We start from the raw sequence: 25,769 nt of genomic DNA on the forward strand, positions 1-25,769 counted from the left end.
GCGCCTCCCGGTTGCGGTGTCGGACTATCCGTCGAGTTCGGCGACCTCGACCAGCCCGCGGCGGGTCGGCACCGGTGCCACGTGGGTGCCGGCGGTCGAGACCAGCTGGACCTCAAGCAGGCGCGGGGCGTTGCCTTCCGCGGTGTGCAGGATCCACGGACCGACCATCAGGTAGGAGTGGTCGTTTTCCGCCTCGGTGACCACGCCGGTGACCACGAAGTCGCCGTAGGGTTCCTGGCTGAAGGAGGCAACCACCAGGTCGCCGTGCGTCAGATCCGCCGCCTCGACGGCCTGCGGCTCGAAGCTGCCGTCGAATTCCGCGGGGAACGCGCGCACATCCTTGTCCGGCTGGCGTACCGCGCTCTCCTCGCCGTCCGACCCCTTGGCGGTCTTCTTGGCCGCGGCGGCGTTCAGCCCGCCGACCATCAGGTCGTCCAGCACCGTGGCGTGGGCTTGTCCGCTGATCAGGAAGTTGCCGAAGCGCGCGGTCTTGTAGAGCACCGAGACGACGTCGCCCGCCGACACCGTGCCGAAGGCGGCCTTCATGCCTGCCACGTCGCGCTTGGAGGGTCCCTTGATAAAGGTGTCCACTGGTACTCCCGTTCCTGCTTGTCCTGCGTTCTCTGGCTTAACCCTATTCGACCCCCGAATCGGTGGCGAATCAGCGCCTTGCACGCCCCGCGGCATGCGGTAGGCTGAAGCGGCCGGCCAAAATTCTGCCGTGCAAGTAGTCTCAAACACTTGTTTCACAGCTAAGCTGGTGTGGTGGACACACTAGAACGCTATGCACCGAATGAAAACCTCCGCCGGGACGAGGCCGCGCTGCGCGCCGCCGACATCACCTGGCACTTCGCCGAGGTCCAGCTGGATCTTTCCAACGCGGTCGACCCGGCCGCCACCAGCTACCAGTCGGTCACGACGCTGAACTTCGACACCGCCAGCGGCGAGACCTTTGTGGACTTCATCCACGAGTCCGTGCAGGAGGTCCTGGTCAACGGCAATCCGATCGACCTGGACGACGCAGTGCTCGACGCCCGCATCTACCTGTCAGGGCTGCGCACCGACGCGCCGAACACCGTGAAGATCACCGGCAAGGCCATCTACTCGCGCTCCGGCGAGGGCCTGCACCGCTTCGTTGACCCGCAGGACGGCGAAACCTACCTCTACACCCAGTTCGAACCCTCCGAGGCCCGCCGCGTCTTCGCCTGCTTCGAGCAGCCGGATTTGAAGACCAGCTACCGCTTCACCCTGACCGGCCCCTCGGCCTGGCATCTGGCAAGCAACCAGCCGATCGTGGACGAGGTCTTCCACGAGAACGGCACCAAAACCGTCGCCTGCTCCCCCACCCCGAAAATCTCCTCCTACATCACCGCCGTGCTGGCCGGCCCGTACCACGTGGTGCGCGACGAGCACGTCCAGCAGCTGGCCGACGGCGAGGAACTGGTCATCGAGATGGCGGCCACCTGCCGCGCCTCGCTGGCCGAGCACTTCGACGGCGAAGAGATCCTGGAGCTGACCAGCCGCGGGCTGGCCTACTTCCACGAGCTGTTCGACTACCCCTACCCGTGGGGCAAGTACGACTCGGCCTTCGTGCCCGAGTACAACCTGGGCGCCATGGAAAACCCCGGCCTGGTCACCTTCACCGAACGCTACGTCTTCACCTCGCACGCCACCGAGGGCCAGCACGAGCAGCGCGCGAACACCGTCATGCACGAGATGGCGCACATGTGGTTCGGCGACCTGGTCACCATGAAGTGGTGGGACGACTTGTGGCTCAAGGAGTCCTTCGCGGACTACATCGGCACCCTGGCCAACGATGCGGCCACCGACTTCACCACCGCGTGGACCACTTTCGCCGCCCGCCGCAAGGCCTGGGCCTACGTGGCCGACCAGATGCCGACCACCCACCCGATCGTCGCCGACATTCCCGACCTGCTGGCAGCCGACCAGAACTTCGACGGCATCACCTACGCCAAGGGCGCCTCCGTGCTCAAGCAGCTGGCGGCCTTCGTCGGCGCGGACGCCTTCCGCGACGCCGCGCGCAGCTACTTCCGCGCCCACGCCTACTCCAACACCTCGCTGGATGACTTCCTGCAGGCTCTTGAATCGGCCAGCGGCCGCGACATGGGCCAGTGGGCCGATGCCTGGCTGAAGACCAGCGGCGTGCCCAAGCTGCGCGTGGACTACGCGGTGGACGAAGCCGGGCTGGTCACCGAGGCGACCCTAGTGCAGTTCGGCACCGACCCGATCAGCGGCGAGCCGATCCGCCGACCGCACGTGCTGACCGTCGGCGCCTACGCCCTCGCCGAGGGCGCGCTGACCCGCAGCGCGGTGCAGTCGGTGGAGCTTACCGGCGCCAGCGCGCCGCTGGACTTCCTGGTCGGCCAGCCGGCTCCGGCCTTGGTCCTGCCCAACGACGGGGACGAGACCTACGCGCTGATAGAGTTCGATCCCGCCTCCAGGGCCACGCTGCTGGCGAACCTCTCCGGCCTGACCGATTCGCTGCCGCGCGCCACCTGCTGGGCCTCGCTGTGGGATGCGGTGCGCTCGGCCACCCTGGACGCGCAGAGCTACGCCGGCGCGATCCTGGACCACGCGCACACCGTCGCCGACGCCGGCGTGTTCGGCGTGCTCACCGACCAGCTGGTGTCCACGATCTCCCACTACGCCGCGCCGGAACTGCGCGCCGGGCTGCGCGACCGCGCCGCCGCCGTGCTGACCGGCTGGCTCACCCGGTTCGAGGCAGGCAGCGACCAGCAGATGACCACCGCCCGCACCCTGGTCAAGCTGGCCCGTGCAGGGGTGGCCGGCGAAGTCGTCGACGCATTCCTCGCAGAGGGCGAAAACCAGTACGCGGTTCCCGTGGACGAGCAGCTGCTCTGGGACTCCTACGTGGCGCTGGCGGCCTCCGGCCGGCTGGACGAGGCCGCCGAGCAGCGTATGCACGCCGCCGCGAAGGCCAACCCGACCAGCGTGGCGCTGAACGCGGTGCGCACCGCGCTGGCCGCCCGCCCGGACGCCCAGGTCAAGGAGCACGCCTTCGACACCGTGCTGATGGCCCGCGACGAGGACGGCGCGCTGTCCAACGACGCGCTCTCGGCGGTGGCCCTGGGCTTCTCGATGGGTTCGGCCTCGCTGCTGGCCCCGTTCGAGCAGCGCTACTGGGCGGCGATCCAGCCGGTCTTCGAGACCATGAGCATGGAGTTCGCCACCCGCGTCATCGAGGGCCTGTACCCGATGAACCAGGACCTGGAGGGCGCGATCGAGCAGAACACCGCGCTGGCCGACGCCACCGCATGGCTTGAACGCCACGACTCAGCCCCCAAGGCCCTGCGCCGCATCCTCATCGAGGAGCGCGATGCGCTGCAGCGCGCGCTGAACGCCCAGGCCTTCAGCCGCACCAGCCGGTAGCGACCCGCCAGCCTCCGGGCCTTGCGCTGAGCACTCGGCGCCAATGGCCCGGGGGCTGCCGTCAATTTCATCCGCGCACGCGCCGACCAGCCCTGGCTGCGAAGTCGTCAAGCGCAGCGATCACTTTGGGTGCGATCCACGCCCTCTGCCCGTTGACATGGCCCGCGGCCTTCAATGCACCTGCCTGCTCAATGCGTTCGATATTCCGGTAGGCGGTACTGGAGGATTGGCCGGTGGCGTGCATGAGCAGCTGGGCGGTCATGGCCGGTTCGCGGAATATCAGTTCCGTTGCCTGCTTCAAGCTTTCGCCGGGTGGCCGAAGGAACCCCGCAAGAACCTGTTCGCGGTCATTTCGGATGTCCGCGGCCAGCTTCCTGCCGTTGCCAGTCGCCCTCAAAGTGGACTTAGCGGACATATCCACGATGGGTTCGATGTCGCCCTCGCGGTAGGCTCCGAGTGCATCGAAATATGCCGCGGTATCGGTGAGCAAGCCGGATGACACCGGAATCGTGACCTTTTCGGTAACTCCCTTATTCCTCAGCATCGACCCGACCAGCGCGCGGCCGGTTCGACCGTTGCCCTCCGGGAAGGGATGGATGGTCTCGAACTGCGCATGGGAAATGGCCGTCTGCGTCAGCGCGGGAATATCATCACGCTGCATGAACCGCACCAAATCGGCGATGCCCGGGCCGACCCTGTCCTTGTGCGGAGGATCAAGCATGGCTGAATGCGGGGAATTCCGGCCAATCCACACCGCTTCAGCGCGGTAGCGTCCAGCTAGCTGGGGCTCGAAGCTCTCAAGCAGCCCGCGGTGCATGGCCAGGATGTTCTCGCTGCAGAGGTTTTCCGCGAGGTCGATTGCCGCCGACCTGGCGGAAATATTGGAAGCGACCAAGGCAGCATAGACGCTGGAGCGGTCCCCCAATTGAGCGAAGGCCAGGCGCCGCGCGCCAACGGTCAAGTTCTCAATCTGCGAGCTGGCTGCAGACTCGCTTCGGAGCAGCAGTGCGGCAAACGGTGCGGCGGCATCACCCAGATCACGGTCGAAGCGAACGGTCTCGATCGTGGCTTCTTCGACCAGCGCAGAGGTTCGCCCTGAAACCCGCGGGTCGCAATCCGCGATCTGCGGAACAACTGCGGCCCTAGAGGGGGCCGCGGGCGCACAGTCGCTACCGGGCCAATGCGTCGCATCCGCAGCTACCAGCCACGCGATCTCCTCAAAGGCAAGAGCTGGCCATGTGGGACGGCATTTCACCCTGGATTCCGGGCCGCGGTGAACGGACCATTGGCTAGGCACCTTCCAAGATCTGAGAATGAACTTCGCCTACATTCCCACAAATCACAAAATGCGGGAGTACAGGGCGGCTCGATGCCCAATGGCTCGCCAGCGAATACCGCGCCCGGCGTCGCGTCCGGGTTACGGAACCCTGGCCGTCCACTGCTCGGTGTCGAACTTCGTCGCGGCCAGTTCGCGGGCTGCCTGGCGGGACTTCTCGTCCAGTTCGGCGCGCACCGCGCCGGTGCGCTGCGCGAAGGTGTCCATCATGACCTCGATGATTTTCCCACGGGTCAGCTGCGTCTGCGACTTCAGCGGGTCCACGCGCTTGACCGCGGAGGTGATGCCCTTGTCGGAGATCTTCTCGCGCCCGATGCGCAGCACCTGGGTCATCTTCTCGGCGTCGATGTCATAGCTCATCGTCACGTGGTGCAGCATGGCCCCGTTGGCCAGGCGCTTCTGCGCGGCGCCGCCGATCTTTCCCGCCGCCGTCGCGATGTCGTTCAGCGGCTTGTAGTGCGCGGTGATGCCGATCTTCGCCAGCGCTTCCATGACCCACGAATCCAGGAACGGGTAGGAGTCCGCGAAGCTCATGCCGTCCACGAGTGATTCCGGGGCGTAGAGCGAATAGGTGATGCAGTTGCCGGCCTCCATGAACATGGCCCCGCCGCCGGAAATGCGGCGCACCACCTTGATGCCGTGATGTTCGGCCTGCTGGCTGTCGACCTCGTTGCGCAGCGACTGGAACGAGCCGATGACCACGGCGGATTCGTCCCAGTCCCAGAACCGGATGGTGGGCTTGCGCTCCCCCTTGGCGATCTGCCGGGTCAGCACCTCGTCCAGGGCGACCTGCTCGGCCACCGGTATGATCTCCGGGCCCAGGATCTGCCAGTCATGGTCTTCCCACTTGGTGGCGTGGCCCAGCGCGCGGCGCACCACCCGGGCCACTGCATCGGCATCAAAACCGAACATCACCGCGCCCTCGCGCAGTCTTGCGGTGACCGCGTCGCGGATGGTGGAGTGGCTGGCATCGGTGCGCAACCCGGTGAGAGCTGCATTCAGGTCTTCCAACGCGTCATCGGGCTCAAGGAAGAAGTCCCCGTTCAGCGAAGCGGCGGTGATCACCTCATCCGCGGTATCCAGATCCACAACGACCAGTTTGCCGCCGACTACCTTGTATTCACCGTGATGCATCATGCAGCTATTCTATCCCTGACCACCAGCTCGACGAGCGGTTGGGCCTTGGCGCTCACGCGGTGAGGCGCACCGCGGTGCGTCCGCGCACGCGGCCTGCGAGGATCTCTTCGGCCCGGTCCAGCACCTGCTCGAGTTCGATGGTGGTGCTCATCCCTGCAAGCAAGCTGAGATCGAGATCCTCGGCCAGCAGCTCCCAAGCCCGGGTCCGGGTGGCCAGCGGCGCGCTGACGGTGTCGGCCCCGGCCAGGGTGACATCGCGCAGAATGTGCGGGAAGACGGTAATGGACAGCTCCGCGCTTTGGGCCATGCCGCAAGCGACCACCAGTCCCCCGTACGAGGTTTGGGCCAGCACGTTGGCCAGGGTGGTGCCCCCGGCCACGTCGATCGCGGCGGCCCAGAGCTGTTTTTGAAGTGGGCCGCCAGCGTCGCCGGCCAGCGTCGCGCGGTCGATGATCCGTTGCGCACCGAGCTCCTTAAGGTACGCTGCTTCCTCGTCGCCGCGCCCGCTGGAGGCGACCACCTGGTAGCCATGGCGGGCAAGCAGCGCGCAGGCGATCGAGCCCACGCCGCCGGCTGCGCCGGTGACCAGGACCTCGCCGTCGCTGGGAGCCACTGCCGAGTCGAGGATTTTCTGCACGGCGATCGCGGCCTCGAACCCGGCCGTGCCAATCGCCGCGGCTTGATGCGCGGCGAGCGTGCCGGGAAGCCTGACGAGGAAGTCGGGTGCGACCCGCGCTTGCTCTGCATACCCGCCATGGGTGCTTTCGCCAATCCCGGACCCGTTGAGGATGACGGTGTCGCCGGAGTTCCACTCGGGACTTTCCGACCGGGTGACACGTCCGACAATATCGATTCCAGGGATCAAAGGCCAGGAGCGCGCAATGCCCTGCCCGGTCAGGGCGAGCCCGTCCTTGTAGTTCAGGCTGGAGTACAGCACGTCTAGTTCGACGGGGCCGGCAAGAAGGCCCGGATCGGCATCCGTGAGATGCGCCGCGGCGCCCTTGGACTCGATGAGCAGTGCGCGCATGTTCCACTCCTGTTGACTTGCTACCCGGTCGGTGCATGGATCGTGTGGTTATCCGGGCCCTGTCGCGCCCAAGCATCCAACGGTGGCCCAGAGCCGATAAGTCCGGCAAGCACCACGATACGACGACTCTAGCCAATGGCCGTTGCCCCGGGCAACCTCCCCGGCTGATTGCCCGGCGAGCATGCGGCTAATCCCGGGACGCCTTGGAGAATGCGGGCATCTGCGGTTAAAGCAGCAACGGCGTGCTTCCAGAAAATCTGGAAACACGCCGTGAAAGCCTGCGAGGGGCGAAGAATTACTTCTTGCCGCCGAAGCCCTTGAAGCGGGCGTTGAAGCGCTCGACACGACCGGCGGTGTCCATGATGCGCTGCTTGCCGGTGTAGAACGGGTGCGAAGCTGCCGAGATTTCGACGTCGATGACCGGGTAGGTGTTGCCGTCTTCCCACTCGATGGTCTTGTTCGAGGTAGCGGTCGAACGGGTCAAGATCTTTTCGCCGGAAGCCAGGTCGTTGAAGACAACTGGGCCGTACTGCGGATGGATATCAGCCTTCATAGCTATACACCTTTTTGTTTGTGGCCACTGGATTTTGCCAGCAGCTGATTACTCGGAAAATTGCGCCTGCGCACGGCCCACCGGGTGGATCGAAACACACAGACATTCCATCTTAGCTCACGCACCGGGCTGGGCAAAAACCGCTCAGCGTGGCGAAGAGCACAAATGCCAGAAGGCGATGGCGCTGGCGGCGCCGACGTTCAGCGAATCCACCGCGCGGTGCATCGGAATGATCACTGTCGTGTCGACCGCCGCCAACGCCTCGTCGGTCACTCCGCGGCCTTCGTTGCCCAGGATCATCGCTGCCTTCTCGCCCGCTGACAGCTGGATCTCGTTCAGCGGCACGGCGTTTTCGGTCAGCTCCATGGCGAGCATCCGGTAGCCGTGGGCGCGCAGCCGCTCGATATCCCGCGGCCAGGATTCCAAGCGGACCCAGGGCAGGTCGAACACGGTGCCCATGGAGACGCGGGCGCTGCGCCGGTACCAGGGATCAACGCATTTGGGGGTGAGCAGCACCGCGTCGATGCCCAGGCCCGAGGCCGAACGGATGATCGCCCCGAGGTTCGTGTGGTCCGCGATGTCCTCCAGGATCGCCACCCGGGAGCTGGCGGCCAGCACCTCATCGAGGTCCAGCGGAGCCGGGCGGTTCATCGAGGCCATGGCGCCGCGGTGCAGGTGGAAGCCGACCAGGTCCTGCAGCTGCGCGTCGTCGCCGATGAAGATCGGCGCGTCAGGGAAGCGGTTGAACTCCGCCACGAGCTGGCCCAGGTGCTTCTGCGCGAGCAGGAAACTGCGCGGGCTGTGCCCGGCGTTGATCGCGCGCTGCACGACCTTGGTGCTCTCGGCGATGTACAGGCCGTTTTCCACGTCGGTGCGCATGCGCAGGTGCGCCTCGGACAGGCGAAGGTACTCGTCCAGCCGCTCGTCCTGCAGGTCCGCGACGTGCAGGATCCGCTCGGGGTTCAGGATTTCTGCGGGGAACTCAGGCACCGGCCACCAGCTTGTAGACCATGTTCGCCAGGGCCACCAGGCCCAGGATGACGATGACGGTGCGCAGCCAGCCCGGGGAGAGCTTGCGTCCGACCTTGGCGCCGATGAACCCGCCGATCAGCGAGCCGACGGCGATGAGCAGCACGATGATCCAGTGGATGCGCTCGGGCGCGATGACCAGGTACATGAGCGCTGCGACCAGGTTCACGATCAGCGAGAGGATCACCTTGATCGCGTTGGACTGCTGCAGCGAGGCCTGCAGGAAGACGCCGAACACCGCCATGAGCAGCACACCCTGCGCGGCGGTGAAGTAGCCGCCGTACACGCCGATGACGAACACCAGGATGTACAGGATCAGCGGGATCTTCGCCTTGTCCGCCGCGTCCGGGTCGGTGCCGCCCTGCGCGGCCTGCCGGGTTTTGGCCCAGGCGGCCAGCCGCGGCTGGAAAATCACCAGCACCAGGGCGCACACCAGCAGGATCGGGGCGACCACGCCGAACACCGATTCGGGCAGGTTCAGCAGCAGCAGCGAGCCGATCAGGCCGCCGACCAGGGAGACCGGAACCAGTTTCAGCAGCGTGCCCTTGACGCTGGCCGCCTCGCGACGGTAGCCCCAGGCGCCGGAGAATCCCCCGGCGACCAGGCCCATGGCGTTGGAGACCACCGCGTTGACCGGGGCGATGCCCAGCGCCACGAGGATCGGGAAGGTCACCAGGGTGCCCGAACCCACGACGGTATTGATGGTTCCGGCCCACAGCCCTCCGAAGAAGACCAGGGCTTCACGCCAGAATTCGATCATGGTGCGGTACTCCCCTTAGGTGCGGTGTCTCTTAGCGGCGCGCGAACGCCGAGAAGCGGCCGCCCTCGCGGCGCAGGGCCAACGGCATGGAATAGGTGGCTTCGAGGTTCTCCTCGGTCAGCGTTGCCTCGATCTCGCCGGCGGCGACCACCTGGCCTTCGCGCATCATCAGGATGTGCGTGAACCCCTCGGGGATTTCTTCCAGGTGGTGGGTCACCAGCACCAGGGCCGGGGCGTACTCGTCGGCTGCAAGCTCGCCGAGCTTGGCGACCAGGTTCTCGCGCCCAGCAAGGTCCAGGCCGGCGGCAGGCTCGTCGAGGATCAGCAGCTCCGGGTCGGTCATCAGGGCGCGGGCGATCAGCACGCGCTTGCGTTCGCCCTCGGAGAGCTTGGAGAAGGACTGGTTCATGAAGGTGGACATGCCCCAGTCGTGCAGCAGGCCGAAGGCGCGGCGCTCGTCGAGCTTCTCGTACTTCTCGCGCCAGCGCCCGGTCATGCCGTAGGCGGCGGTCAGCACCACATTCAACGCGGTCTCCCTGCCGGGGATCGAGTTGGCGACCAGGGCCGAGCTCAGGCCGATCAGCGGCCGCAGCTCGAAGACGTCCACCCGGCCCAGGGTCTCGCCCAGGATGCCCGCGGTGCCCCGGGTGGGGTGCATCCGGGTGGAGGCAATGTTCATCAGGGTGGACTTGCCGGCGCCGTTCGGGCCGAGCACGATCCACCGCTCGCCCTCGTTGACCTGCCAGGAAACGTCCTTGAGCAGGTCTTTACGCCCGCGCACCACGCTGACATCATTGAAACTTAGCACTTCGCTCATGGTATTTAAGCCTAGACTTCCGACCCCGCGAATCACTAATTAGCTTCGTCTTTAACGCCGTGCGAGCCCGGGGCCGGCCGCGGCCATGCCCGACTATGACGTTGGCTACACCAGAGGGTGCCCGGGCTCGAGACGTCATTTTTGGTCGCACGGCGCACGCCGACGAAAATGGAACCATGGCCTCTACCCTTGTTTTCGTCTCCCGCCCCTTGCTGCCCCGCAACGTCTTCGACAGGCTGCTGGACGGCGCCCGCGCCGCCGGGCTGGTCCCCGCCGGCGCTGAAGTCTCGATCCGCACCAGTTCCGAGCGCCTGGTCGCCAAGGTGGCGCTGGACGAGTCCCGGAGCGCTGGGGCGCGGCAGGCAGCCGCAGAGTACCTTGCCGCTCAGGTGGCCGCCGGAACCGTGGCCGAGTCCGACGTGTGCCTCGCCGTCGTCGACGCGGCCCTGACCGGGGCCACGCAGCTGCTGCTGGTCATGGATGTCGATTCGACCCTGATCAAGCAGGAAGTCATCGAACTGCTGGCCGCCCATGCAGGACGCGAAAAGGAAGTCGCCGCGGTCACCGAGGCCGCCATGCGCGGCGAGCTGGACTTCGCGCAGTCGCTGATCCAGCGCGTGGCCACGCTGAAGGACCTGCCGGCCACCGTGCTCGGCGAGGTGGGCGAACGCATCATCTTCTCCGACGGCGCCCGGGAACTGGTCAAGCGCTTCCACGCCGCGGGGCACAAGGTCGGCGTCGTCTCCGGCGGCTTCCAGCAGATCCTGGACCCGCTGGCCGAGGAACTGCAGTTGGACCACGCGCTGGCCAACACCCTGGGCATCGAGGGCGCGGTGCTGGACGGCACCGTGCACGGAAAGATCGTGGACCGCGCCGCCAAGGAGGAGATGCTGCGTTCCTGGGCGGCCGGGCACGGCATCGACATGGCCGCCACGATCGCCGCCGGCGACGGCGCCAACGACCTGGACATGGTGACGGCCGCAGGCCTGGGTGTCGCTTTCAACGCGAAGCCGGCCCTGAAGGAAAAGGCCGGGGCCCAGATCAACTTCTCGCGCCTGGACGTCATCGCCGACCTGGTTCTGGACGATCTGAACTAGGCCAAATCCAACAAGTCGATAACGATTAGCCCGGAAAACGCTGGTTATCGGCTTGTTGGTTGTTCCAGCCGATAGTATTTCAGGTGACGCAACCCTTGACCCAGGCAGCTTGTCGGGGTATGTGCCGTAATCTGACCGCTTTTCGAAAGAGCCAATAGACCAGTGCAGACCCCAACACCGGAGAATTCATCCAACGTCGTCCAGCCGGCCACGCCTGCCGGAAACCCCAAGGACGGCAAGCGGAAGAGCACGGCCAAACCGTGGATCATTGCCGGTTCGTGTGTTGTCGCGGCGACCGCCGCCTACTTCGGCGCGGCGGCCTTCATCAGTTCCCAGGTTCCGGCGAACGCCACGATCGCTGGCGTCAACATCGGTTCGCTGAACCAGGACGAAGCGCGTACCGCCCTGGAGAACCAGGTGGTGCCGCTGGCGCAGGAGCCGATCGAGACCACCGTCAACGGCAAGGGCTACGAACTCGACCCCGCCAAGGCCGGATTGAGCCTGGATGTCGAGCAGACCATTGCGGACCTGACCGATTTCGAAGCCAACCCCGTGAAGCTCTATGAACGGCTGACCGGAGACTTCTCCGCCGAGGCGGTCATCGACGTGGACCAGGACAAGCTGACGGCCCAGCTTGGGAAGCTGGCGGCCAAGGCCGACGCCAAGGTCACCGAGGGCACCATCACCTTCAAGGACGCCCAGGCAACACTGTCCAAGCCCGTGGACGGGGTCGCCCTGGACGTCGAGAAGTCCGCCGAGAAGATCGCCACCGACTGGGAAATCGCCGGTCCGGCCATGGAGCTGCCGGCCGAGGTCACCAGCCCGGAGGTCTCCGCGCAGAAGCTGCAAGCCTTCTACGACACGCAGGTCGCCTCCCTGCTGAAGAAGGACGTCACCCTGGTTTCCGGGGACAAGAGCACCGCCATCTCCCCGGCCTCCATGGCCGCCGCCGCGAGCTACTCGGCCAAGGACGGCGAGCCGCAGCTGGCGCTGGACGACGAGAAGCTCTACCTCGCGGCCACCAAGAACTCGGATCTCTCCAGCACCGCCAAGGATGCGAAGATCGTGCTCAAGGGCGGCAAGCCGACCATCGTGAAGTCCGTGAAGGGCATCTCGCTGGAAACCAAGGACCTGGGCGCAAAGGTGCTGGCCGCGAGCCAGACCGAAACGCGAAAGGCCGAGGTCGCGATGGCCGAAAGCGATGCGGACTTCACCACCGCCGACGCCGAAAAGCTGGGCATCAAGGAGGAGATCGTCGAGTTCTCCACCCCCTATCCCGCCTCGGACACCGTGCGCACCAAGAACCTGAAGGCGGGTTCTGCGCGCATCACCGGAACCATCGTGAAGCCGGGCGAACGCTTCTCGCTGCTGCAGGCGCTGGGCCCGATCACCACCGCCAACGGCTACTACAGCTCCGGCGTGGTGGAGAACGGCTTCAGTTCCGAAGCGGTGGGCGGCGGCCTGTCGCAGATCTCCACCCAGATGTACAACGTCGGCTTCCTGGCCGGCTACGACGACATCACCCACAAGCCGCACTCGCGCTGGTTCGACCGCTACCCGGCCGGCCGCGAAGCCACCCTGTGGGAGGGACAGGTCGACATGATCTGGGAAAACAACACTCCCTACGGCGTGATGATCGAAGCCTGGGTTTCCGGGGACGCGGTGCACACCCGCCTGTGGTCCACCAAGTACTGGAAGGTCACCCAGGACAGCTCCGGCAAGTACAACCAGACCGACCCGAAGACCGTGCACAACAAGGCCGAGAAGTGCATCCCCGAATCGGGCGGACGCAAGGGTTTCAGCATCGACATCACCCGCTACCGGGAAACCGTCGACGGTTCCAAGAAGCTGCCGGCGGAGACCAAGTCCTGGACCTACAGCCCATGGAACAAGATCGTCTGCGACTAGGCACCATCGTGCAGGGGCCGCGACTTCCGCCACATCGGCGGGAATCGCGGCCCCTGCTGCGCGTCGAGCGTTCTCAGGCGAACAGCGGCGACACGACCACTACCAGCGGCAGCACGCTGGATGAAACGGTGCCATTGAGGCTGCCGCCGCGCGGCTTCCAGTAGCCCATCGCGTCCGCGGCGGCCATGGCCAGGCTGGCCAACAGCATGTACCAGCAGAAGCACAGCACCACCACGGTGCCCACCAGCGGGTCGCCCCAGCGGATCATCGCCAGGCCTGCGATCGCTCCCAGGGCCGAGAGCAAGTTGCGCGCCCCGATGCAGAAGGACCACAGCTTCACCGAATCGGCATGTTCCGGATCGACGCTCAGGAACTTGGCCACCTTGGGCCGCCCGTAGAAGAACATTTCCAGCGGCGCGACCACGATCAGGATCAGCGCGCTGACGAGGGCCGCAAGCTGCCCCGCAACATTTAGTGTTTCCATGGCCGTCTCCCTGGCCTCATGACTCCAATCGCAAGCGCTCCGCGCCCGGGCCATCCAACCGGCCCAGCCAGGCATGCCTGCCCGTCAGGAGCAGCAGCAGGGCCTCCATCGGCCCCTCAACCAAGGCTCCCTCCCCCGCCGACCACGAGGCGTCGCTCGCCTGCAGCCGATATCCGGCCAGCTTGCGACGCGCGTAGAAGGGGAATGGCAGCCTCCACACCAATTCGGCGCCGGCCTGCGCGCCCGCCACCGGCATGGACGGGTAGTCCGCGTCCAGCGCGATGGAAATATCCCTAGCATGGACCATGATGTCCATCAGCGGGGTGGCGCCAACCGCGCCGGGAGCACGGCGCTGCGACGTGGCGAATCGCCGGTAGTCCGCCGCGATCTGCTCCACCGGCGCGTCGCCGCGGCGCCTACCGTCGAAAAAGACCATGCTGTTGAAATCGCCGCGGGTCCGGCTCATCTCTCGCAGGACCGTGCCGAGGCCGGTGGTGGCCGGCGCGATCGCATGGGCCGCCACGTCGCGCACCCGCCATCCGGGGCACAGCGAATCGGCGTTCCATTGCTCCTCGTCCAGGCCTTCGAGCAGCCCAGCCAGCAGCAGGCGTTGCTCGGCGACCAGCTCCCACATCCGATTCCGTTGCATCGCGGCACCCGTTTCACTAGCTTTAAGGTCAGCTTTACTGACTAATATTAGTTCGTTACACTGACCACATGCAAGGGGAAAAATCCACGGATCCGGGGCCATTCAACGTCGGACTGCTGCTTTTCATTCCCTACCGGGAACTGGAGGAAAGGGTGTTCGCTGCGGTGCAGGACGCCGGCTACACCGACATCACCCTGCCCCAGGCACGGCTGTTCCAGCGGATCTCCGCCGAGGGCTCGCGCATCACCGAGCTGGCCAGCCGCGTCTACATCACAAAGCAGACCGCCAGCGTGCTGGTCAGCTCCATGGAACGCAACGGCTATGTGCGGCGTGTGCCCGATCCCGTGGACGCGCGGGCCAGCCTGGTCATTGCCGACGAGCGCGGCCTGGCGGCCGGCAAGGTGGCGGCCGCGGAAATCCAGCGGATCGACCGCGAATGGCGCCAGGCTCTGGGTTCGGCCCGTTACGACCGTCTGCGGCGCGACTTGCAGGTTCTCGCACGGCTGACCAACAGGCCGCAGTAGAGCCGCATTAAATGGCCACGGGGCGTCCGGCCGTGACGGTCGGACGCCCCGTGGCCAAGGGCATCTCGGGCTACTTGCCGGACTGCTTCAGGAAATCCTCGGCGCCGCCGACCAGCTCGGTGTGGCCGGTTTCGACGTCGGCGAAGACCATCTTGGCGACCTCTGCGCCGAACTCCTCCACGGAGTACAGCTTGCCGGCCTGCTCGCGGCGGGCCTCGATGGCTCCCGGCTCCATGCGGTTGAGCAGGGTCGCGGTAATGGTGCCCTCGATCATGTCGCCGGAGACGACCACGAAGGTGATGCCCTTTTGGGACAGCAGCGGGATCAGCTCGCGCAGCGCGTCCTCGCCGGCGCGCTTGGACTTGGCCACGGCGTCGTAGGCGTCCATGGTGGAGACCTCGTTGATGAAGTGCGCCTGGTGGCTGGTCACGAAGACCACGCGGCCGCCCTCGCTGAGCTTGGGCAGCGCGGCCTGCAGCATTTCGACCTGCGCGTCTCGGTTCAGGCGCAGCGCGTAGTTCTCGCCCATCGAGGTCTCCATGCCGCCGGAGGCGTTGAGCACCAAGACATCCAGCGAGCCGAAGTTCTCCACCGCCGCGTCAACCAGCGCCTGCCGGCCCTCGACGGTGGTCAGGTCAGCACCGACGGCGACGGCCTGGCCGCCCTTCTCCTCAATGGCGGCGACGATCTTGTTCGCGCGCGGAGCCTTGGCGCGGTAGTTGACCACCACGCCGACACCCTGCTCGGCCAGCAGCTGCGCGGTGACAGCGCCGATGCCGCGGGAAGAACCGGTGACGATTGCACCCTTGTATTCGCTCAACTTCACATACTCCTTAAAATGGGGAAAAATTCGGGGGCTACGGGCTAGTGGCCCATGCCCAGGCCGCCGTCAACCGGAATGACCGCGCCGGAAATGTAGCCGGCCTCGTCGCTGGCGATCCAGCGCACGACGTTGGCAACTTCCTCCGGCTCTGCGAAGCGGTTGGCCGGGATGCTGGCCAGGTAGCCCTTCTGGGTCTCCTCCGGCAGCACCGAGGTCATCTCGGTGTTGATGAAGCCCGGGGCGACCACGTTGGCGGTGATGCCGCGCGAACCAAGCTCGCGGGTCAGCGAGCGGGCGATGCCCACCAGACCGGACTTGGAGGCCGCGTAGTTGATCTGGCCCGGGGAGCCGTACAGGCCCACCACGGAGGAGATCAGCACGACGCGGCCGCGCTTGAGCCGGATCATGCCCTTGGCGGCGCGCTTGACCACGCGGAAGGCGCCGGTCAGGTTGGTGTCGATCACCGAGGTGAAGTCGTCTTCGCTCATGCGCAGCAGCAGGGTGTCCTTGGTGACGCCCGCGTTGGCGACGAGAACCTCAACTGGGCCGTGGGCCGCTTCAACTTCCTTGAACGCGGCGTCGATGGACTCGGCGTCGGTCACGTCGGCCTTCACACCCAGCAGCCCGGCAGGGACCTCGCCGCTGCGGTAGGTGATGGCGACCTTGTCGCCGTTGGCTTCGAAGGCGCGGGCGATGGCCAAGCCGATTCCACGGTTTCCGCCGGTCACCAGGACGCTGCGGCCAGTTTCTGGTTCAGTAGTCAATGTATATCTCCGTTCACGCACGCCGAAATGCCGTTCCGGCTGCCGCCGGACGGACCCGTGGTGTGCGCTGTGCCTAGGTAAGTAGCTGCTTCTGAATTCAATCCTATTAGTTACCAGCTGGTTTTACCGCTTCGACGTACGGTAGAAATTCGATTCTCGCAGCCGTGAGTGAGACAATGGAACGACCCCAGCCCCGATGAAGTGAAGTTCCACTCAATGTCGCACCAGCACGCGCACCACGGCTCGGACGAGCCCCACGTGCATCGCATTACCGAAGCCCGCGAATCCCACACCGTCGAGCAGGATACCCGTGTGCGCAAATACACGATCACGATGACGGTGCGCGTGGTCTGCTTCGTCCTGGCGTTCTTCACCACGGATTGGCTGCGCTGGTTCTTCCTGATCGGCGCGATCTTCCTGCCCTACGTGGCAGTGGTGATCGCCAACGGCGGCGCGGATATTACCCGCCGCCAGCCGCCGGCCGAGTTCTACGAGCCCACCGGTCCCGAGGCCCTGGAGGGCGGGCACGCAAACGTCGCCCCGGCTCCGGAAGGCGCCGAGATCATCGACGGCACGCTGGTCGAGGATGAGCAGCCGCCACGGGATCCGGGGGACGATACCGCGAACGGCAAGGAGAACTGATGGACCTGCTCGGATCGCTGTCGGGCCAGCAGGCCCAGGCTCCGGTGAAGTGCTCCCGCAAGGGCTGCCGCCAGGACGCCGAGTACCGCCTGCTGTGGAACAACCCGAAGATCCATACCCCCGAACGCCGCAAGACCTGGCTGGCCTGCGCGGAGCACCGCCAGTGGCTGGAGTCCTACCTCAAGGACCGGCTGCTGTACAAGGAAACCCTGCCGCTGCACGACGCCGAAGGAGCACAGCACTAGATGTATCGTTTTCTGGCCAGCTCACGCTGGATCGGCTGGCTGCTGCTGGTCGCCGTCTTCGCCGTGGCCTGCGTGTCCCTGGGCAACTGGCAGGCCGACCGGCGCCAGGAGGTGCTCACCGGCATCGAGCGGGTGAACAAGAACTACTTCGCCGAACCGCTGACCGGCCAGGCCGCCCTGGACTACTTCGAGGCGCTGCCCGAGGACAAGATCTGGAGCACCGTCGAGCTGACCGGCAGCTACTTGGCCGAGGACACCCGGATCGTGCGCAACCGCATCAAGGCCGGCGCCCCGGGCTACGAGGTGCTGGTGCCCTTCAAGACCACCTCCGGCGAGGTCGTGGTGATCGACCGCGGCTTCCTGCCCATCGGCAACCAGGAAAACGGCCACCCGGACGCAATCCCGGCCCCACCGGCCGGCGAAGTCACCGTGAAGGCGCGGCTGAAGCCCGGCGAGATCCGGCTCGACCGCGGCGCCCCGGAGGGCCAGCTGGCCACCATCCAGCTGGAGGACTACTCGGCGGCCCTGGGCTACCCGCTGGCGCAGGGCTCCTACGGCATCATGTACGAGGAAAGCCCGGCCCCGGCCAGCGCCCCGCAGCAGCTGGACCCGCCGGACATGGACGAGGGCCCGCACCTGTCCTACGAGATCCAGTGGTACATCTTCGGTGTACTGGCGTTCGTCGGCTTCTGGTACGCGGCGCGCACCCAGAAGAAGATCAACGCGGAGGAAGCCGCCGAGCTGGCCGAGGCCCAGGCGCTGGGCTACGACGAGCCGGTGCATACGGTGCGCAAGGTCCGGGCCAAGGGCCCCAAGGTCCATCGCCGCGACGGCTCGCTGACCGACGAGGCCATCGAGGACGCGCTGCTCGACCAGCAGGATGCCACCGACGCACGCTGAACGCGCGAAACCGGCGGGAAGAAGCTTCTTCCCGCCGGTTTCGGCGTTAATAAGGTATCGGCCTACGGTTTCCAGCGCAGCCCGTCCTGGCTGCAGGCGGGGGTGCCGGACAGCGCCGCATCCCGGCAGGCCCCGTCCACCAGCGCGCGCTCCCCCAGCGGCTGGCCCAGGTCCAGGATATAGGGCACGGTGTCGTTCATCGGGCAGTCGTAGGCGCCCTCGGGCAGCGGCTGGACGTAGACGGTGACCACCACCTGCTCGGTGCCGAATTCGATGTCCGTGGACGCCACGTCGCCGGTTTCGCCTCCGGCGCAGGCCGCGCGCACGACACCCAGCTCCAAGGTGGTGTCCTGAGGCGTCGGGGACTTTCCCCCCAGCAGCGACCAGTTCGCGTTGGGTTCCTCGGCCGGAACCTCCGCCGCGGAGCACCCGGAAGACAACAGCGCCGCCAAGAGGATCCCGGCGGCGCCGCTTGCGCTGCGAGAGGCCGTCATGCGGCCATGCTACTAGGTCAGGGTGACCAGTTCCAGATAGTCCTCGCTGAACAGGTCCTCGTCGCCGTCCGGCAGGATGACCACGCGCTCGGGCTTCAGCGCCATCACGGCGCCCTCGTCGTGGCTGACCATGACCACGGCGCCCGGGAAGGTGGACAGCGCGCCGAGCACCTCGGCGCGGGAGGCCGGGTCGAGGTTGTTGGTCGGCTCGTCGAGCAGCAGCACGTTCGCGCTGGAGGCCACGATGGTGGCCAGGGCCAGGCGGGTCTTCTCGCCGCCGGAGAGCACCCCGGCAGGCTTGGACACGTCGTCGCCCACGAACATGAAGGAGCCCAGGATCGAGCGCACGTCGGCGTCGCCCAGGTGCTCCGGGGCGTTGCGGCGCATGTTCTCCAGCACCGTCGCCTCCGGGTCCAGGGTGTCGTGCTCCTGCGCGAAGTAGCCGATCTTCAGGCCGTGGCCTGGCACGATGCTTCCGGAGTCGGGTTCGGACACGCCGGCCAGCATCCGCAGCAGCGTGGTCTTGCCGGCGCCGTTCAGGCCCAGGATGACGACCTTGGAGCCGCGGTCGATGGCCAGCGAGACGTCGGTGAAGATCTCCAGCGAGCCGTAGGCCTTGGACAGGCCCTCGGCCATGAGCGGGGTCTTGCCGCAGGGGGCCGGATCCGGGAAGCGCAGGGCGGCAACCTTGTCGTGGGCGCGGACCTCTTCCAGGCCGGCGAGCATGCGGTCCACGCGCTTGAGCATGGACTGCGCCGCCGAAGCGCCCGAGGCGCGGGCCTTCATCTTGTTGGCCTGGGCCAGCAGCACCGAGGCCTTCTTCTCGATGTTGCCGCGCTCGCGCTTGCGGGCGCGCTCGTCGGTCTCGCGCTGCACCTGGTAGCGCTTCCAATTCATGTTGTAGACGTCCACGGTGGCTCGGTTGGCATCCAGGTAGAGCACCTTGTTCACGGTCTCGTCCAGCAGCCCGGTGTCGTGGCTGATCATCAGCACGCCGCCGGCGTAGTTCTTGATGAAGTCGCGCAGCCACACGATGGAGTCAACGTCCAGGTGGTTGGTGGGCTCGTCGAGCAGCAGGGTTTCGGCATCCGAGTAGAGGATGCGGGCCAGCTCCACGCGGCGGCGCTGGCCACCGGAGAGGGTGCGCAGCGGCTGGTTCAGGATGCGCTCGGGCAGATCCAGGTTGGCGCAGATCGCCGCGGCCTCGGATTCCGCGGCGTAGCCGCCGGCGGCGATGAACTCGGCCTCCAAGCGGTCGTAGCGGCGCATCGCCTTGGCGGAGACGGCGGCGTCCTCGCTGGCCATTTCCTCGCGGGTGCGGGCCAGCTTGTTCAGCACGATGTCCAGGCCGCGGGCGCCGAGGATGCGGTCGCGGGCCAGCTGCTCCATGTCGGGGGTCTTCGGGTCCTGCGGCAGGTAGCCGATGGAGCCCTTGTGGGTGACTTCGCCGATGGTGGGCTGCGATTCGCCGGCCAGCACCTTGGTCATCGTGGTCTTTCCGGCGCCGTTGCGGCCCACCAGCCCGATCTTGTCGCCCTTGTCGATGCGGAAGTTCACTTCGTCCATCAGCAGGCGGGCGCCGACGCGTAGCTCGAGGTTGGCTACGGAAATCATAGGGTGGGCCTTTCAGCGGGTCCGGCAAAAACTTTGGCGCCCCGTCAACAGGGCAACTTAACTAGTTTAGCCGTGCAACGGCCCTGGTGGGGCGAACTGTGTTTGATTCGACAGCCGCACCCCGGCGTTTGGCCGCCGCATGGGGTATGATCTGCACCACCTTGAGAGGAAGGCGCACCATGAGCACGAACCTGGCGGCACTGGTGGTCCTGGCGGCCGCGCTGATCGCGCTGGCGGTATTCGCGTGGGTGCCGGCGCTGGCGTTCCTGCCGGTGGCAGGTGTCCTCTACGCCTGGAACCCGGCCGGCCCCGAGCCCGGGCCTCAGCCGTTCAGCGACGAGCGGTAGTCGTTCATCTGGATCAGCCGGCGGCTCAGCGACGCCTCGCGGCGCAGGTCTGATCCGCTGGTCTTCTCGATGTGTGCCTTGCCGAAGCGCCAGAGCAGCACGTCGTCCAGCAGCCGATCCGGACCCGGCGAATAGCGGTGGTCCAGCGCGGCACGCACCTCGCGCACCACCTCCGCATCCAGCAGCCCGACCAACTGCCAGGTCGCGTCGATGCCGTGGGCGCCGAGCAGCTCCGCGGCCCAGGACCAGTCGTCGTCGCGCTTGCGGTCCACGTGCGGCAGCAGGGTCTGCCAGATCTCGCCGATCTTCTCGCCGGTCAGCTTCGCGGCGCCCAGCCCGTTCTTGTCGTGGTAGCCGTTGAGCCGGTGGTAGAGCTCGTCGATGTCGGTGAAGTAGTTCTCCACGGTTTCCAGCATCGCCGCGGTGGCGGTGAAGTGGCGGTCGATCTGCGGGTTCCAGGCCGCCTCGCCGGGGTGCTTGAAGCGGATGTCGTGCTCCATCTCGCTCCAGGCGTGCTGCAGGATGGTGCGGATCTGCACCTCGAAGATGAAGTTGCCGCTGGGCACCACGGTTTTGCCCAGCGCCTCCTGGAAACGGCGGACGGTGGGCTCGTTGCGGGTCTTGAGCAGCAGGTGGCGGGAGGAGTAGCCGTAGGTCCCTGATTCCACCGAGCCGATGTCCTTCTCGCGGTCGCTGCGGCAGTCGAAGGCCTCGCGGTGCGACTTGATCAGGCTGGCGACCTGCTGGATCTCGTGCGGCAGCATCACGATGATGCGGATGCCGACCATGTCGTGCACCTCGCGCAGCGGGTTGGGGAATTCGAGCACCGGGTCGCTGTCGGCGTTCTCCTGCAGCCGGCGCGAGGCCTTGGCCTGGAATGACTCGGTGGACTTCACCCGGCCGGTGATGAACAGCGGCTTCACCTCGCTGCCCGCGAACAATCGGCGGATCTTCGCCTTCATGGCGTTGAGCACCGAGTGCAGCTCGCCGCTGACGGTGCCGTACTGCGCGACCGCGGCGGCGATCTGCGCGGAGAACCCGTCGCCGGTCGTCTCCTGCTGTGGATCCATCACTGATGCCTCCTGGAACACCTGGCGCTGCGGCCTATACGGGGAGAGCCGAAGGGGCGCAGCCCGCGGGCCGCGCCCCTTCGGGAATGACTTGAGGTGGTGATTCCCGCAGGTGGCGGGAATGCCTGGTTACGGACGGGTCAGGCGCTTGGCCATGTCCTCGTACAACGGGGCCTTGGCGTCGCTGTTGGCCGCCGGAGCGGACTTGGCGGTCTGGTTGGCCGGCGCGGCGGGCTTGATCGGGGTGACCTTGGCGTCGTTGCGGGCCGCGGCGATCGCCTCGGCGCGGGCGCGGGCCAGGTCGTCCTGGTGGTCCTGCTCCAGCTGGGCGAAGCGCTCGTCCTCGGCGGTCTTCGCGTCGGTCAGCGCGGCGTTGTAGCCGTCGTCATAGGCCACGCCGTACTTCTCGGCGTTTTCCTTTTCCTCGTCGTACTCCAGCTCGGCGCGCAGCTTCGCGGCCTCGGACTTCTTCTGGTACATGTGCACGGTCAGGTGGGTGATGGCCAGCAGCACGATCGGCGGCATGGCTGCGACCAGCGCGGAAACCAGCGGTGGCACGCCGTCCACGATCGAGTCGACGGTCAGGATGGCGTGGGTGGAGTTCGCGGCGGTCGAGACGATCGCGCCGAAGAACAGCAGGGACCAGGGGTAGATCATGGCGCGGCGGTTGAACCCGTTCAGGGCCACGATGGCCACGGTGGCGGCGACGATCATGCCGTCGATGATGATCGGCCAGATCCAGGCCAGATTCGACTGGATGCCGGAGCGCTCGGCCAAATCGGTCAGGGCCGCGAAGGACAGCACGAATGCGCCGATCGCGATCAGGACGGTGGCGCCGACTGCGGTTCCGAGCACTGCCTTATGCGGTTCGTTCGGAACTTCTGGTTTCTTGTCTTCCATGCTTCGCTTGGAACCTGTACTTTCGCATTATCGGGGACGTTCAGTTGACGCGAGTCGGGCCGGCCGGCATGGCTTGCACACCGGGCACCGGATCCATTTTAGCGTTTAACCCCGCCGGGTGCGCAGTGTTCGTCCACACACTTTCGCAGATCAGGCCCGGCGATCGGCGAATCCGGTGCCCGTGAGCACCCCGGCCAGCGCCCGCGCGCGCGGGATCAGCCAGAAGCACAGGGCGCTGAGCACCGCGTAGAGCATGACCGCCGAGCTCAGCCAGAGCAGGTCCGGATTGTCGTTGATGCTGGTGGAGATCTGGAAGACGAAGGTGATGCCGCCGAAGCCCAGGATCGTGCGCAGCCCGGCCCGCCAGGCCGCGGCGCCGCGTCCGTCGCCGCCGGTGATGCGGATCCAGGCGCAGCGCTGGCCCAGCGTCGCGCGCCCCGGGGCCAGGCTCGGCAGCAGGAACACGAACAGCACCACAACTGCCGGCACCCAGATGTTCACCAGGCCCGGGTCCACCTCAGGGCCGCCGAGCTTCTCCACCAGGTTCAGGCCTGCGGCGATCACGAAGACCGCGGCGCCGGTGAAGGAGGAATCGAAGAAGTCGGCCAGCGCGCGCCGCGTCCGGGTGACCGGGCGCGGCGGGGCATCCTCGGCCCGCGGTTCGCGCGGGGAGGACAGGAAGGCGAAGACCGGCAGGTAGGCGATGATCGCGCCGAGCAGCGCGCCGAAGGTGTTCATGATCAGGTCGTCGACGTCGGCCACGCGGTAGGCGCAGGTGTACAGCCCCCAGACGCCGGTGTACTGGGTCAGCTCGATGGCCAGGCTGGCGACCAGGCCCAGCACCATGCCGGTGAACATGTTGCCGCGCAGCCAGCGCACGGCCAGGATGCCCAGCGGCATGAACAAGATGATGTTGAACAATACCTGCCACAGGGTGAAGCTGGTGGCCAGGCCGCGCAGGCCCACCTGGGCGTAGACGTCGGCGAAGTCGTTCAGGAAGTGCCCCGGGGTCAGCTGCGGGACCGCGACGCCGGGCCTGCAGAACGCGTCGCGCGTGGCCGGCAGCGGCAGCATGGTGTAGCTGAACAGGCCGAATCCGTAGAGCGCTGCCGCCGCCGTGGTGATGGTGCGGCGCCAGGACAGGCGCCCGTGGCGGCGGTACTGCAGGGCGAGCAGGAAGATGCCGGCGACGCCCAGGAAGAGGACGCTGCCGAGGATGGCAACCGCTCCGGGCCAGATCATGCTGTTCATATCTCCATCTAACCGCACCCCGGGCCTCCTGCCGCACCCCGGGCGCCGCCCCGGCACTGGAAGGTCGCTGGGAATTTCCGCCATGGCTTCGGCGGATTGACTGGGGACTCTGCCCGCCCCGGCAGGTGCAACGTGAGCAATCTCCGCCCGCGCCACCGGCTGCGGCGGGCCGGCGATGCACCCATTGCCGCGGCGAGTCGATAAGCTGTAGTCCATGTCTACCCCGTCCCCCGCGCCCATGACCGGCGCCCACAAGCTGCAGCTCGGCCTGGTCATGCTCGCGGCAGGAATCCTGTACGTCGTCCACTCCTCCCTGCGTTTCGCGCGCTTCGAGTCGCGCGGGTACGACCTGGGCATCTTCGACCAGGCGGTGCGCCAGTACGCGATGTTCAAGGCGCCGATCGTGCCGGTCAAGGGGGTCGACTTCAACCTGCTGGGCGACCACTTCCACCCCATCCTCGCGGTGCTCGCGCCCTTCTACTGGATCTGGAACGACCCGCGGATGCTGGGCATCGTGCTGGCGCTGCTGCTGGTTTCCACCGCGATCCCGGTGTACCTGTTCACCCGACCGCGCTTCGGGCACCTCGGCGCCCTGCTGACCAGCGCCGCGCTGCTGCTGTGGTGGCCGTTCCAGGCCATCGTGAACTGGGACTTCCACGAGATCGCCTTCGGCGTGCCGATCATGGCGTGGATCATCTGGGCCTTCGACAAGGGCCGCTACTGGCTGGTTACGGGGCTCTCCGCCAGCCTGCTGCTGGTGCGCGAGGACATGGGCATCACCATGGTGGCCGTGGGAATCGTGCTGCTCTTCCACCGCCAGTGGCTCAAGGCCGCGCTCACTGCGGCGCTCGGCCTGCTCGGGTACCTGGCGGTCACCGGCTACCTCATCCCGCTGTTCTCCCCCGAGGGCGAATTCTCCTACTGGCAGTACACCGCCCTGGGCGCCACCGCAGGCGCGGCAGTGCTCTTCCTGGTCACCCACCCGCTGCAGTCGATCGCGATCCTGTTCGACCACCAGCTCAAGTGGGCTTTGTGGCTGCTGACCTTCGTGCCGCTGGCGCTGCTGCCCTTCGCCTCGCCGTACGTGATCCTCGGCGCCCCGCTGTTCCTCTCTCGCCTGTTCAACGACCGGCTGAACACCTGGGCCCCGGTCTACCAGTACGACTCGATCATGGCCCCGATCCTGATCATGTCCGCGGTCCATGTGCTGGGCAAGCTCGCCGTGCGCTTCAACTGGCGCCGCGCACGCCTCATCGGCCCGGCCTGGCTGCTGTCGATCTCGGTCATCGCCACCCTGTTCTTCCCGATGGTCTTCCCGCTGGGCAAAACCGTCACCGGCCAGGGCTGGCCGCCGGCCGAACTGATCGCCGCCAAGGAAAAGGCCGTCGCGATGATCCCGGACGGCGTGTGCATCGAGGCCGCCGACAGCGTCGTCCCCCACCTCACCACCCGCACCTATGTCGGGCTGCACGGGGATATCGGCGACGACCTCTCCAGCTGGATGATCATCGACTTCAACGTCGAGGAGCTGGGCGGATGGGATCCGCTGACCCCGGACCAGGCGCTGAAACGCGCCACCGACCTGGGGTTCAAGCCGGTGGCCCCGGAGGACCAGGGCATCCTGGTGCTCCACCGGGGCATCCCGGTCGACCCGGTCTGCTCCTCCTACCTGCAGCGGTAGATTCCCGGGCCCGGCACCCTCAGGGTGCCGGGCCCGAGTGCCTTCCAGCCGCAGGGCCTCGCAATCTGGACTCGAGATTCACAGGCAATATTCGAATCTTTATTCGATCAAACGCCGTACAATTAACACATGTACGAAGCAATGCAGCAACGCCACCGCCCGCCCGTACCACCGGTCCACACCGAATGCACCGCGGTGCTCACCGCCCTGGCCACCGGGCTCGCCCGCACCCTCGAATGCGGCAGCACCGCCGACTGCGCCGCCGCCATCGAAGAACTCACCGCCCTGACCGCCGGCTACGACTAC

The 25,769-nt window shown here is 66.7% G+C and carries 26 protein-coding genes; 9 read left to right on the forward strand and 17 right to left on the reverse strand.

Features of this window, described 5'->3' with window-relative positions:
* Nucleotides 1–24 precede the first annotated feature (24 nt).
* On the reverse strand, nucleotides 25–591 hold the full coding sequence (locus tag DFO58_RS05345; protein WP_120989466.1) for a hypothetical protein: 567 nt from the start codon (nucleotides 589–591) through the stop codon (nucleotides 25–27).
* A gap of 174 nt (nucleotides 592–765) precedes the next feature.
* Between DFO58_RS05345 and pepN the strand changes: the two genes are divergently transcribed.
* The gene (gene pepN, locus DFO58_RS05350) at nucleotides 766–3,411 is read left to right on the forward strand and encodes an aminopeptidase N (RefSeq protein ID WP_120989565.1); all 2,646 of its coding nucleotides are present in this window, start codon (nucleotides 766–768) and stop codon (nucleotides 3,409–3,411) included.
* Between the two features lie 67 nt (nucleotides 3,412–3,478).
* On the opposite strand, the gene DFO58_RS05355 is transcribed toward pepN, so the two are convergent.
* From DFO58_RS05355 to DFO58_RS05385, 7 genes are all read right to left on the reverse strand, one after another.
* Nucleotides 3,479–4,666, reverse strand: a complete 1,188-nt coding sequence (locus DFO58_RS05355) for a Fic family protein (protein WP_286163489.1) — start codon at nucleotides 4,664–4,666, stop codon at nucleotides 3,479–3,481.
* Between the two features lie 162 nt (nucleotides 4,667–4,828).
* A complete protein-coding gene (locus tag DFO58_RS05360) occupies nucleotides 4,829–5,884 on the reverse strand; it encodes a lipoate--protein ligase family protein (protein WP_120989470.1) in 1,056 nt (351 codons plus the stop codon).
* 52 nt (nucleotides 5,885–5,936) lie between these two features.
* On the reverse strand, nucleotides 5,937–6,911 hold the full coding sequence (locus tag DFO58_RS05365; RefSeq protein ID WP_047119069.1) for an MDR family oxidoreductase: 975 nt from the start codon (nucleotides 6,909–6,911) through the stop codon (nucleotides 5,937–5,939).
* 295 nt (nucleotides 6,912–7,206) lie between these two features.
* Nucleotides 7,207–7,464, reverse strand: a complete 258-nt coding sequence (locus DFO58_RS05370; RefSeq protein ID WP_047119068.1) for a type B 50S ribosomal protein L31 — start codon at nucleotides 7,462–7,464, stop codon at nucleotides 7,207–7,209.
* Nucleotides 7,465–7,608: 144 nt separating this feature from the next.
* The gene (locus DFO58_RS05375; RefSeq protein ID WP_286163495.1) at nucleotides 7,609–8,415 is read right to left on the reverse strand and encodes an RNA methyltransferase; all 807 of its coding nucleotides are present in this window, start codon (nucleotides 8,413–8,415) and stop codon (nucleotides 7,609–7,611) included.
* 31 nt (nucleotides 8,416–8,446) lie between these two features.
* Nucleotides 8,447–9,253 carry a sulfite exporter TauE/SafE family protein gene (locus tag DFO58_RS05380; RefSeq protein WP_120989472.1) on the reverse strand — a complete coding sequence of 269 codons (807 nt, stop codon included), beginning with the start codon at nucleotides 9,251–9,253 and terminating at the stop codon, nucleotides 8,447–8,449.
* Nucleotides 9,254–9,284: 31 nt separating this feature from the next.
* Nucleotides 9,285–10,070: an ABC transporter ATP-binding protein gene (locus DFO58_RS05385; protein WP_120989474.1), complete on the reverse strand. Its 786-nt coding sequence runs from the start codon at nucleotides 10,068–10,070 to the stop codon at nucleotides 9,285–9,287.
* A 176-nt stretch (nucleotides 10,071–10,246) separates the two neighbouring features.
* Between DFO58_RS05385 and serB the strand changes: the two genes are divergently transcribed.
* Both serB and DFO58_RS05395 read left to right on the forward strand, forming a co-directional pair.
* Entirely contained in the window at nucleotides 10,247–11,167 is a 921-nt protein-coding gene (serB, locus tag DFO58_RS05390; protein WP_120989476.1) for a phosphoserine phosphatase SerB, read from the forward strand.
* 162 nt (nucleotides 11,168–11,329) lie between these two features.
* Nucleotides 11,330–13,075, forward strand: a complete 1,746-nt coding sequence (locus tag DFO58_RS05395; RefSeq protein WP_113606213.1) for a VanW family protein — start codon at nucleotides 11,330–11,332, stop codon at nucleotides 13,073–13,075.
* A gap of 73 nt (nucleotides 13,076–13,148) precedes the next feature.
* Here DFO58_RS05395 and DFO58_RS05400 read toward each other — a convergent pair whose 3' ends face one another.
* Together DFO58_RS05400 and DFO58_RS05405 are read right to left on the reverse strand one after the other, a co-directional pair.
* The gene (locus DFO58_RS05400; RefSeq protein ID WP_120989478.1) at nucleotides 13,149–13,559 is read right to left on the reverse strand and encodes a DUF1304 family protein; all 411 of its coding nucleotides are present in this window, start codon (nucleotides 13,557–13,559) and stop codon (nucleotides 13,149–13,151) included.
* 16 nt (nucleotides 13,560–13,575) lie between these two features.
* Nucleotides 13,576–14,193: a maleylpyruvate isomerase family mycothiol-dependent enzyme gene (locus tag DFO58_RS05405; protein ID WP_183043103.1), complete on the reverse strand. Its 618-nt coding sequence runs from the start codon at nucleotides 14,191–14,193 to the stop codon at nucleotides 13,576–13,578.
* Nucleotides 14,194–14,276: 83 nt separating this feature from the next.
* Between DFO58_RS05405 and DFO58_RS05410 the strand changes: the two genes are divergently transcribed.
* Complete coding sequence (locus tag DFO58_RS05410) at nucleotides 14,277–14,732, forward strand: MarR family transcriptional regulator (protein ID WP_120989482.1); 456 nt, start codon at nucleotides 14,277–14,279, stop codon at nucleotides 14,730–14,732.
* Nucleotides 14,733–14,802: 70 nt separating this feature from the next.
* On the opposite strand, the gene DFO58_RS05415 is transcribed toward DFO58_RS05410, so the two are convergent.
* Both DFO58_RS05415 and DFO58_RS05420 read right to left on the reverse strand, forming a co-directional pair.
* Nucleotides 14,803–15,558 carry an SDR family oxidoreductase gene (locus DFO58_RS05415; protein WP_047119053.1) on the reverse strand — a complete coding sequence of 252 codons (756 nt, stop codon included), beginning with the start codon at nucleotides 15,556–15,558 and terminating at the stop codon, nucleotides 14,803–14,805.
* Nucleotides 15,559–15,596: 38 nt separating this feature from the next.
* On the reverse strand, nucleotides 15,597–16,319 hold the full coding sequence (locus DFO58_RS05420) for a beta-ketoacyl-ACP reductase (protein ID WP_047119052.1): 723 nt from the start codon (nucleotides 16,317–16,319) through the stop codon (nucleotides 15,597–15,599).
* Between the two features lie 216 nt (nucleotides 16,320–16,535).
* Here DFO58_RS05420 and DFO58_RS05425 point away from each other — a divergent pair, with 216 nt between their 5' ends.
* From DFO58_RS05425 to DFO58_RS05435, 3 genes are read left to right on the forward strand one after another with little or no spacing between them, the layout of a single operon-like run.
* On the forward strand, nucleotides 16,536–16,961 hold the full coding sequence (locus tag DFO58_RS05425; RefSeq protein WP_047119051.1) for a DUF3099 domain-containing protein: 426 nt from the start codon (nucleotides 16,536–16,538) through the stop codon (nucleotides 16,959–16,961).
* Entirely contained in the window at nucleotides 16,961–17,206 is a 246-nt protein-coding gene (locus DFO58_RS05430) for a hypothetical protein (protein WP_047119050.1), read from the forward strand. Before DFO58_RS05425 ends, DFO58_RS05430 begins: the two co-directional genes overlap by 1 nt.
* Nucleotides 17,207–18,106: an SURF1 family protein gene (locus tag DFO58_RS05435; protein ID WP_120989484.1), complete on the forward strand. Its 900-nt coding sequence runs from the start codon at nucleotides 17,207–17,209 to the stop codon at nucleotides 18,104–18,106.
* 62 nt (nucleotides 18,107–18,168) lie between these two features.
* On the opposite strand, the gene DFO58_RS18145 is transcribed toward DFO58_RS05435, so the two are convergent.
* Both DFO58_RS18145 and abc-f read right to left on the reverse strand, forming a co-directional pair.
* A complete protein-coding gene (locus DFO58_RS18145) occupies nucleotides 18,169–18,600 on the reverse strand; it encodes a hypothetical protein (protein WP_147407190.1) in 432 nt (143 codons plus the stop codon).
* A gap of 12 nt (nucleotides 18,601–18,612) precedes the next feature.
* A complete protein-coding gene (abc-f, locus tag DFO58_RS05445; RefSeq protein WP_047119047.1) occupies nucleotides 18,613–20,214 on the reverse strand; it encodes a ribosomal protection-like ABC-F family protein in 1,602 nt (533 codons plus the stop codon).
* A gap of 179 nt (nucleotides 20,215–20,393) precedes the next feature.
* Here abc-f and DFO58_RS18390 point away from each other — a divergent pair, with 179 nt between their 5' ends.
* Nucleotides 20,394–20,561, forward strand: a complete 168-nt coding sequence (locus DFO58_RS18390) for a hypothetical protein (protein WP_161448287.1) — start codon at nucleotides 20,394–20,396, stop codon at nucleotides 20,559–20,561.
* On the opposite strand, the gene DFO58_RS05450 is transcribed toward DFO58_RS18390, so the two are convergent.
* The 3 genes from DFO58_RS05450 to DFO58_RS18150 all read right to left on the reverse strand — a co-directional run bounded on the left by DFO58_RS05450 (nucleotide 20,537) and on the right by DFO58_RS18150 (nucleotide 23,782).
* The gene (locus DFO58_RS05450) at nucleotides 20,537–21,631 is read right to left on the reverse strand and encodes a RelA/SpoT domain-containing protein (protein ID WP_047119046.1); all 1,095 of its coding nucleotides are present in this window, start codon (nucleotides 21,629–21,631) and stop codon (nucleotides 20,537–20,539) included. The two genes, DFO58_RS18390 and DFO58_RS05450, sit on opposite strands and share 25 nt — an antisense overlap.
* A gap of 129 nt (nucleotides 21,632–21,760) precedes the next feature.
* The gene (locus DFO58_RS05455) at nucleotides 21,761–22,531 is read right to left on the reverse strand and encodes a DUF2637 domain-containing protein (RefSeq protein ID WP_053798028.1); all 771 of its coding nucleotides are present in this window, start codon (nucleotides 22,529–22,531) and stop codon (nucleotides 21,761–21,763) included.
* 150 nt (nucleotides 22,532–22,681) lie between these two features.
* Complete coding sequence (locus DFO58_RS18150) at nucleotides 22,682–23,782, reverse strand: VanZ family protein (RefSeq protein ID WP_183043104.1); 1,101 nt, start codon at nucleotides 23,780–23,782, stop codon at nucleotides 22,682–22,684.
* A 214-nt stretch (nucleotides 23,783–23,996) separates the two neighbouring features.
* Between DFO58_RS18150 and DFO58_RS05470 the strand changes: the two genes are divergently transcribed.
* The gene (locus DFO58_RS05470; RefSeq protein ID WP_120989490.1) at nucleotides 23,997–25,463 is read left to right on the forward strand and encodes a DUF2079 domain-containing protein; all 1,467 of its coding nucleotides are present in this window, start codon (nucleotides 23,997–23,999) and stop codon (nucleotides 25,461–25,463) included.
* Nucleotides 25,464–25,769 lie beyond the last annotated feature (306 nt).

The sequence above is a fragment of the Arthrobacter sp. AG1021 genome, assembly GCF_003633665.1.
Taxonomy (GTDB): domain Bacteria; phylum Actinomycetota; class Actinomycetes; order Actinomycetales; family Micrococcaceae; genus Glutamicibacter; species Glutamicibacter soli.

Bases quoted from the DNA above. Each gene is read 5' to 3' on its own strand.
- DFO58_RS05360 (WP_120989470.1), bottom strand. From the start codon at position 5,884: ATGATGCATCACGGTGAATACAAGGTAGTCGGCGGCAAACTGGTCGTT.
- DFO58_RS05365 (WP_047119069.1), bottom strand. From the start codon at position 6,911: ATGCGCGCACTGCTCATCGAGTCCAAGGGCGCCGCGGCGCATCTCACG.
- DFO58_RS05370 (WP_047119068.1), bottom strand. From the start codon at position 7,464: ATGAAGGCTGATATCCATCCGCAGTACGGCCCAGTTGTCTTCAACGAC.
- DFO58_RS05380 (WP_120989472.1), bottom strand. From the start codon at position 9,253: ATGATCGAATTCTGGCGTGAAGCCCTGGTCTTCTTCGGAGGGCTGTGG.
- DFO58_RS05385 (WP_120989474.1), bottom strand. From the start codon at position 10,070: ATGAGCGAAGTGCTAAGTTTCAATGATGTCAGCGTGGTGCGCGGGCGT.
- serB (WP_120989476.1), top strand. From the start codon at position 10,247: ATGGCCTCTACCCTTGTTTTCGTCTCCCGCCCCTTGCTGCCCCGCAAC.
- DFO58_RS05400 (WP_120989478.1), bottom strand. From the start codon at position 13,559: ATGGAAACACTAAATGTTGCGGGGCAGCTTGCGGCCCTCGTCAGCGCG.
- DFO58_RS05405 (WP_183043103.1), bottom strand. From the start codon at position 14,193: ATGTGGGAGCTGGTCGCCGAGCAACGCCTGCTGCTGGCTGGGCTGCTC.
- DFO58_RS05410 (WP_120989482.1), top strand. From the start codon at position 14,277: ATGCAAGGGGAAAAATCCACGGATCCGGGGCCATTCAACGTCGGACTG.
- DFO58_RS05425 (WP_047119051.1), top strand. From the start codon at position 16,536: ATGTCGCACCAGCACGCGCACCACGGCTCGGACGAGCCCCACGTGCAT.
- DFO58_RS05430 (WP_047119050.1), top strand. From the start codon at position 16,961: ATGGACCTGCTCGGATCGCTGTCGGGCCAGCAGGCCCAGGCTCCGGTG.
- DFO58_RS05435 (WP_120989484.1), top strand. From the start codon at position 17,207: ATGTATCGTTTTCTGGCCAGCTCACGCTGGATCGGCTGGCTGCTGCTG.
- DFO58_RS18145 (WP_147407190.1), bottom strand. From the start codon at position 18,600: ATGACGGCCTCTCGCAGCGCAAGCGGCGCCGCCGGGATCCTCTTGGCG.
- abc-f (WP_047119047.1), bottom strand. From the start codon at position 20,214: ATGATTTCCGTAGCCAACCTCGAGCTACGCGTCGGCGCCCGCCTGCTG.
- DFO58_RS18390 (WP_161448287.1), top strand. From the start codon at position 20,394: ATGAGCACGAACCTGGCGGCACTGGTGGTCCTGGCGGCCGCGCTGATC.
- DFO58_RS05450 (WP_047119046.1), bottom strand. From the start codon at position 21,631: ATGGATCCACAGCAGGAGACGACCGGCGACGGGTTCTCCGCGCAGATC.
- DFO58_RS05455 (WP_053798028.1), bottom strand. From the start codon at position 22,531: ATGGAAGACAAGAAACCAGAAGTTCCGAACGAACCGCATAAGGCAGTG.
- DFO58_RS18150 (WP_183043104.1), bottom strand. From the start codon at position 23,782: ATGAACAGCATGATCTGGCCCGGAGCGGTTGCCATCCTCGGCAGCGTC.
- DFO58_RS05470 (WP_120989490.1), top strand. From the start codon at position 23,997: ATGTCTACCCCGTCCCCCGCGCCCATGACCGGCGCCCACAAGCTGCAG.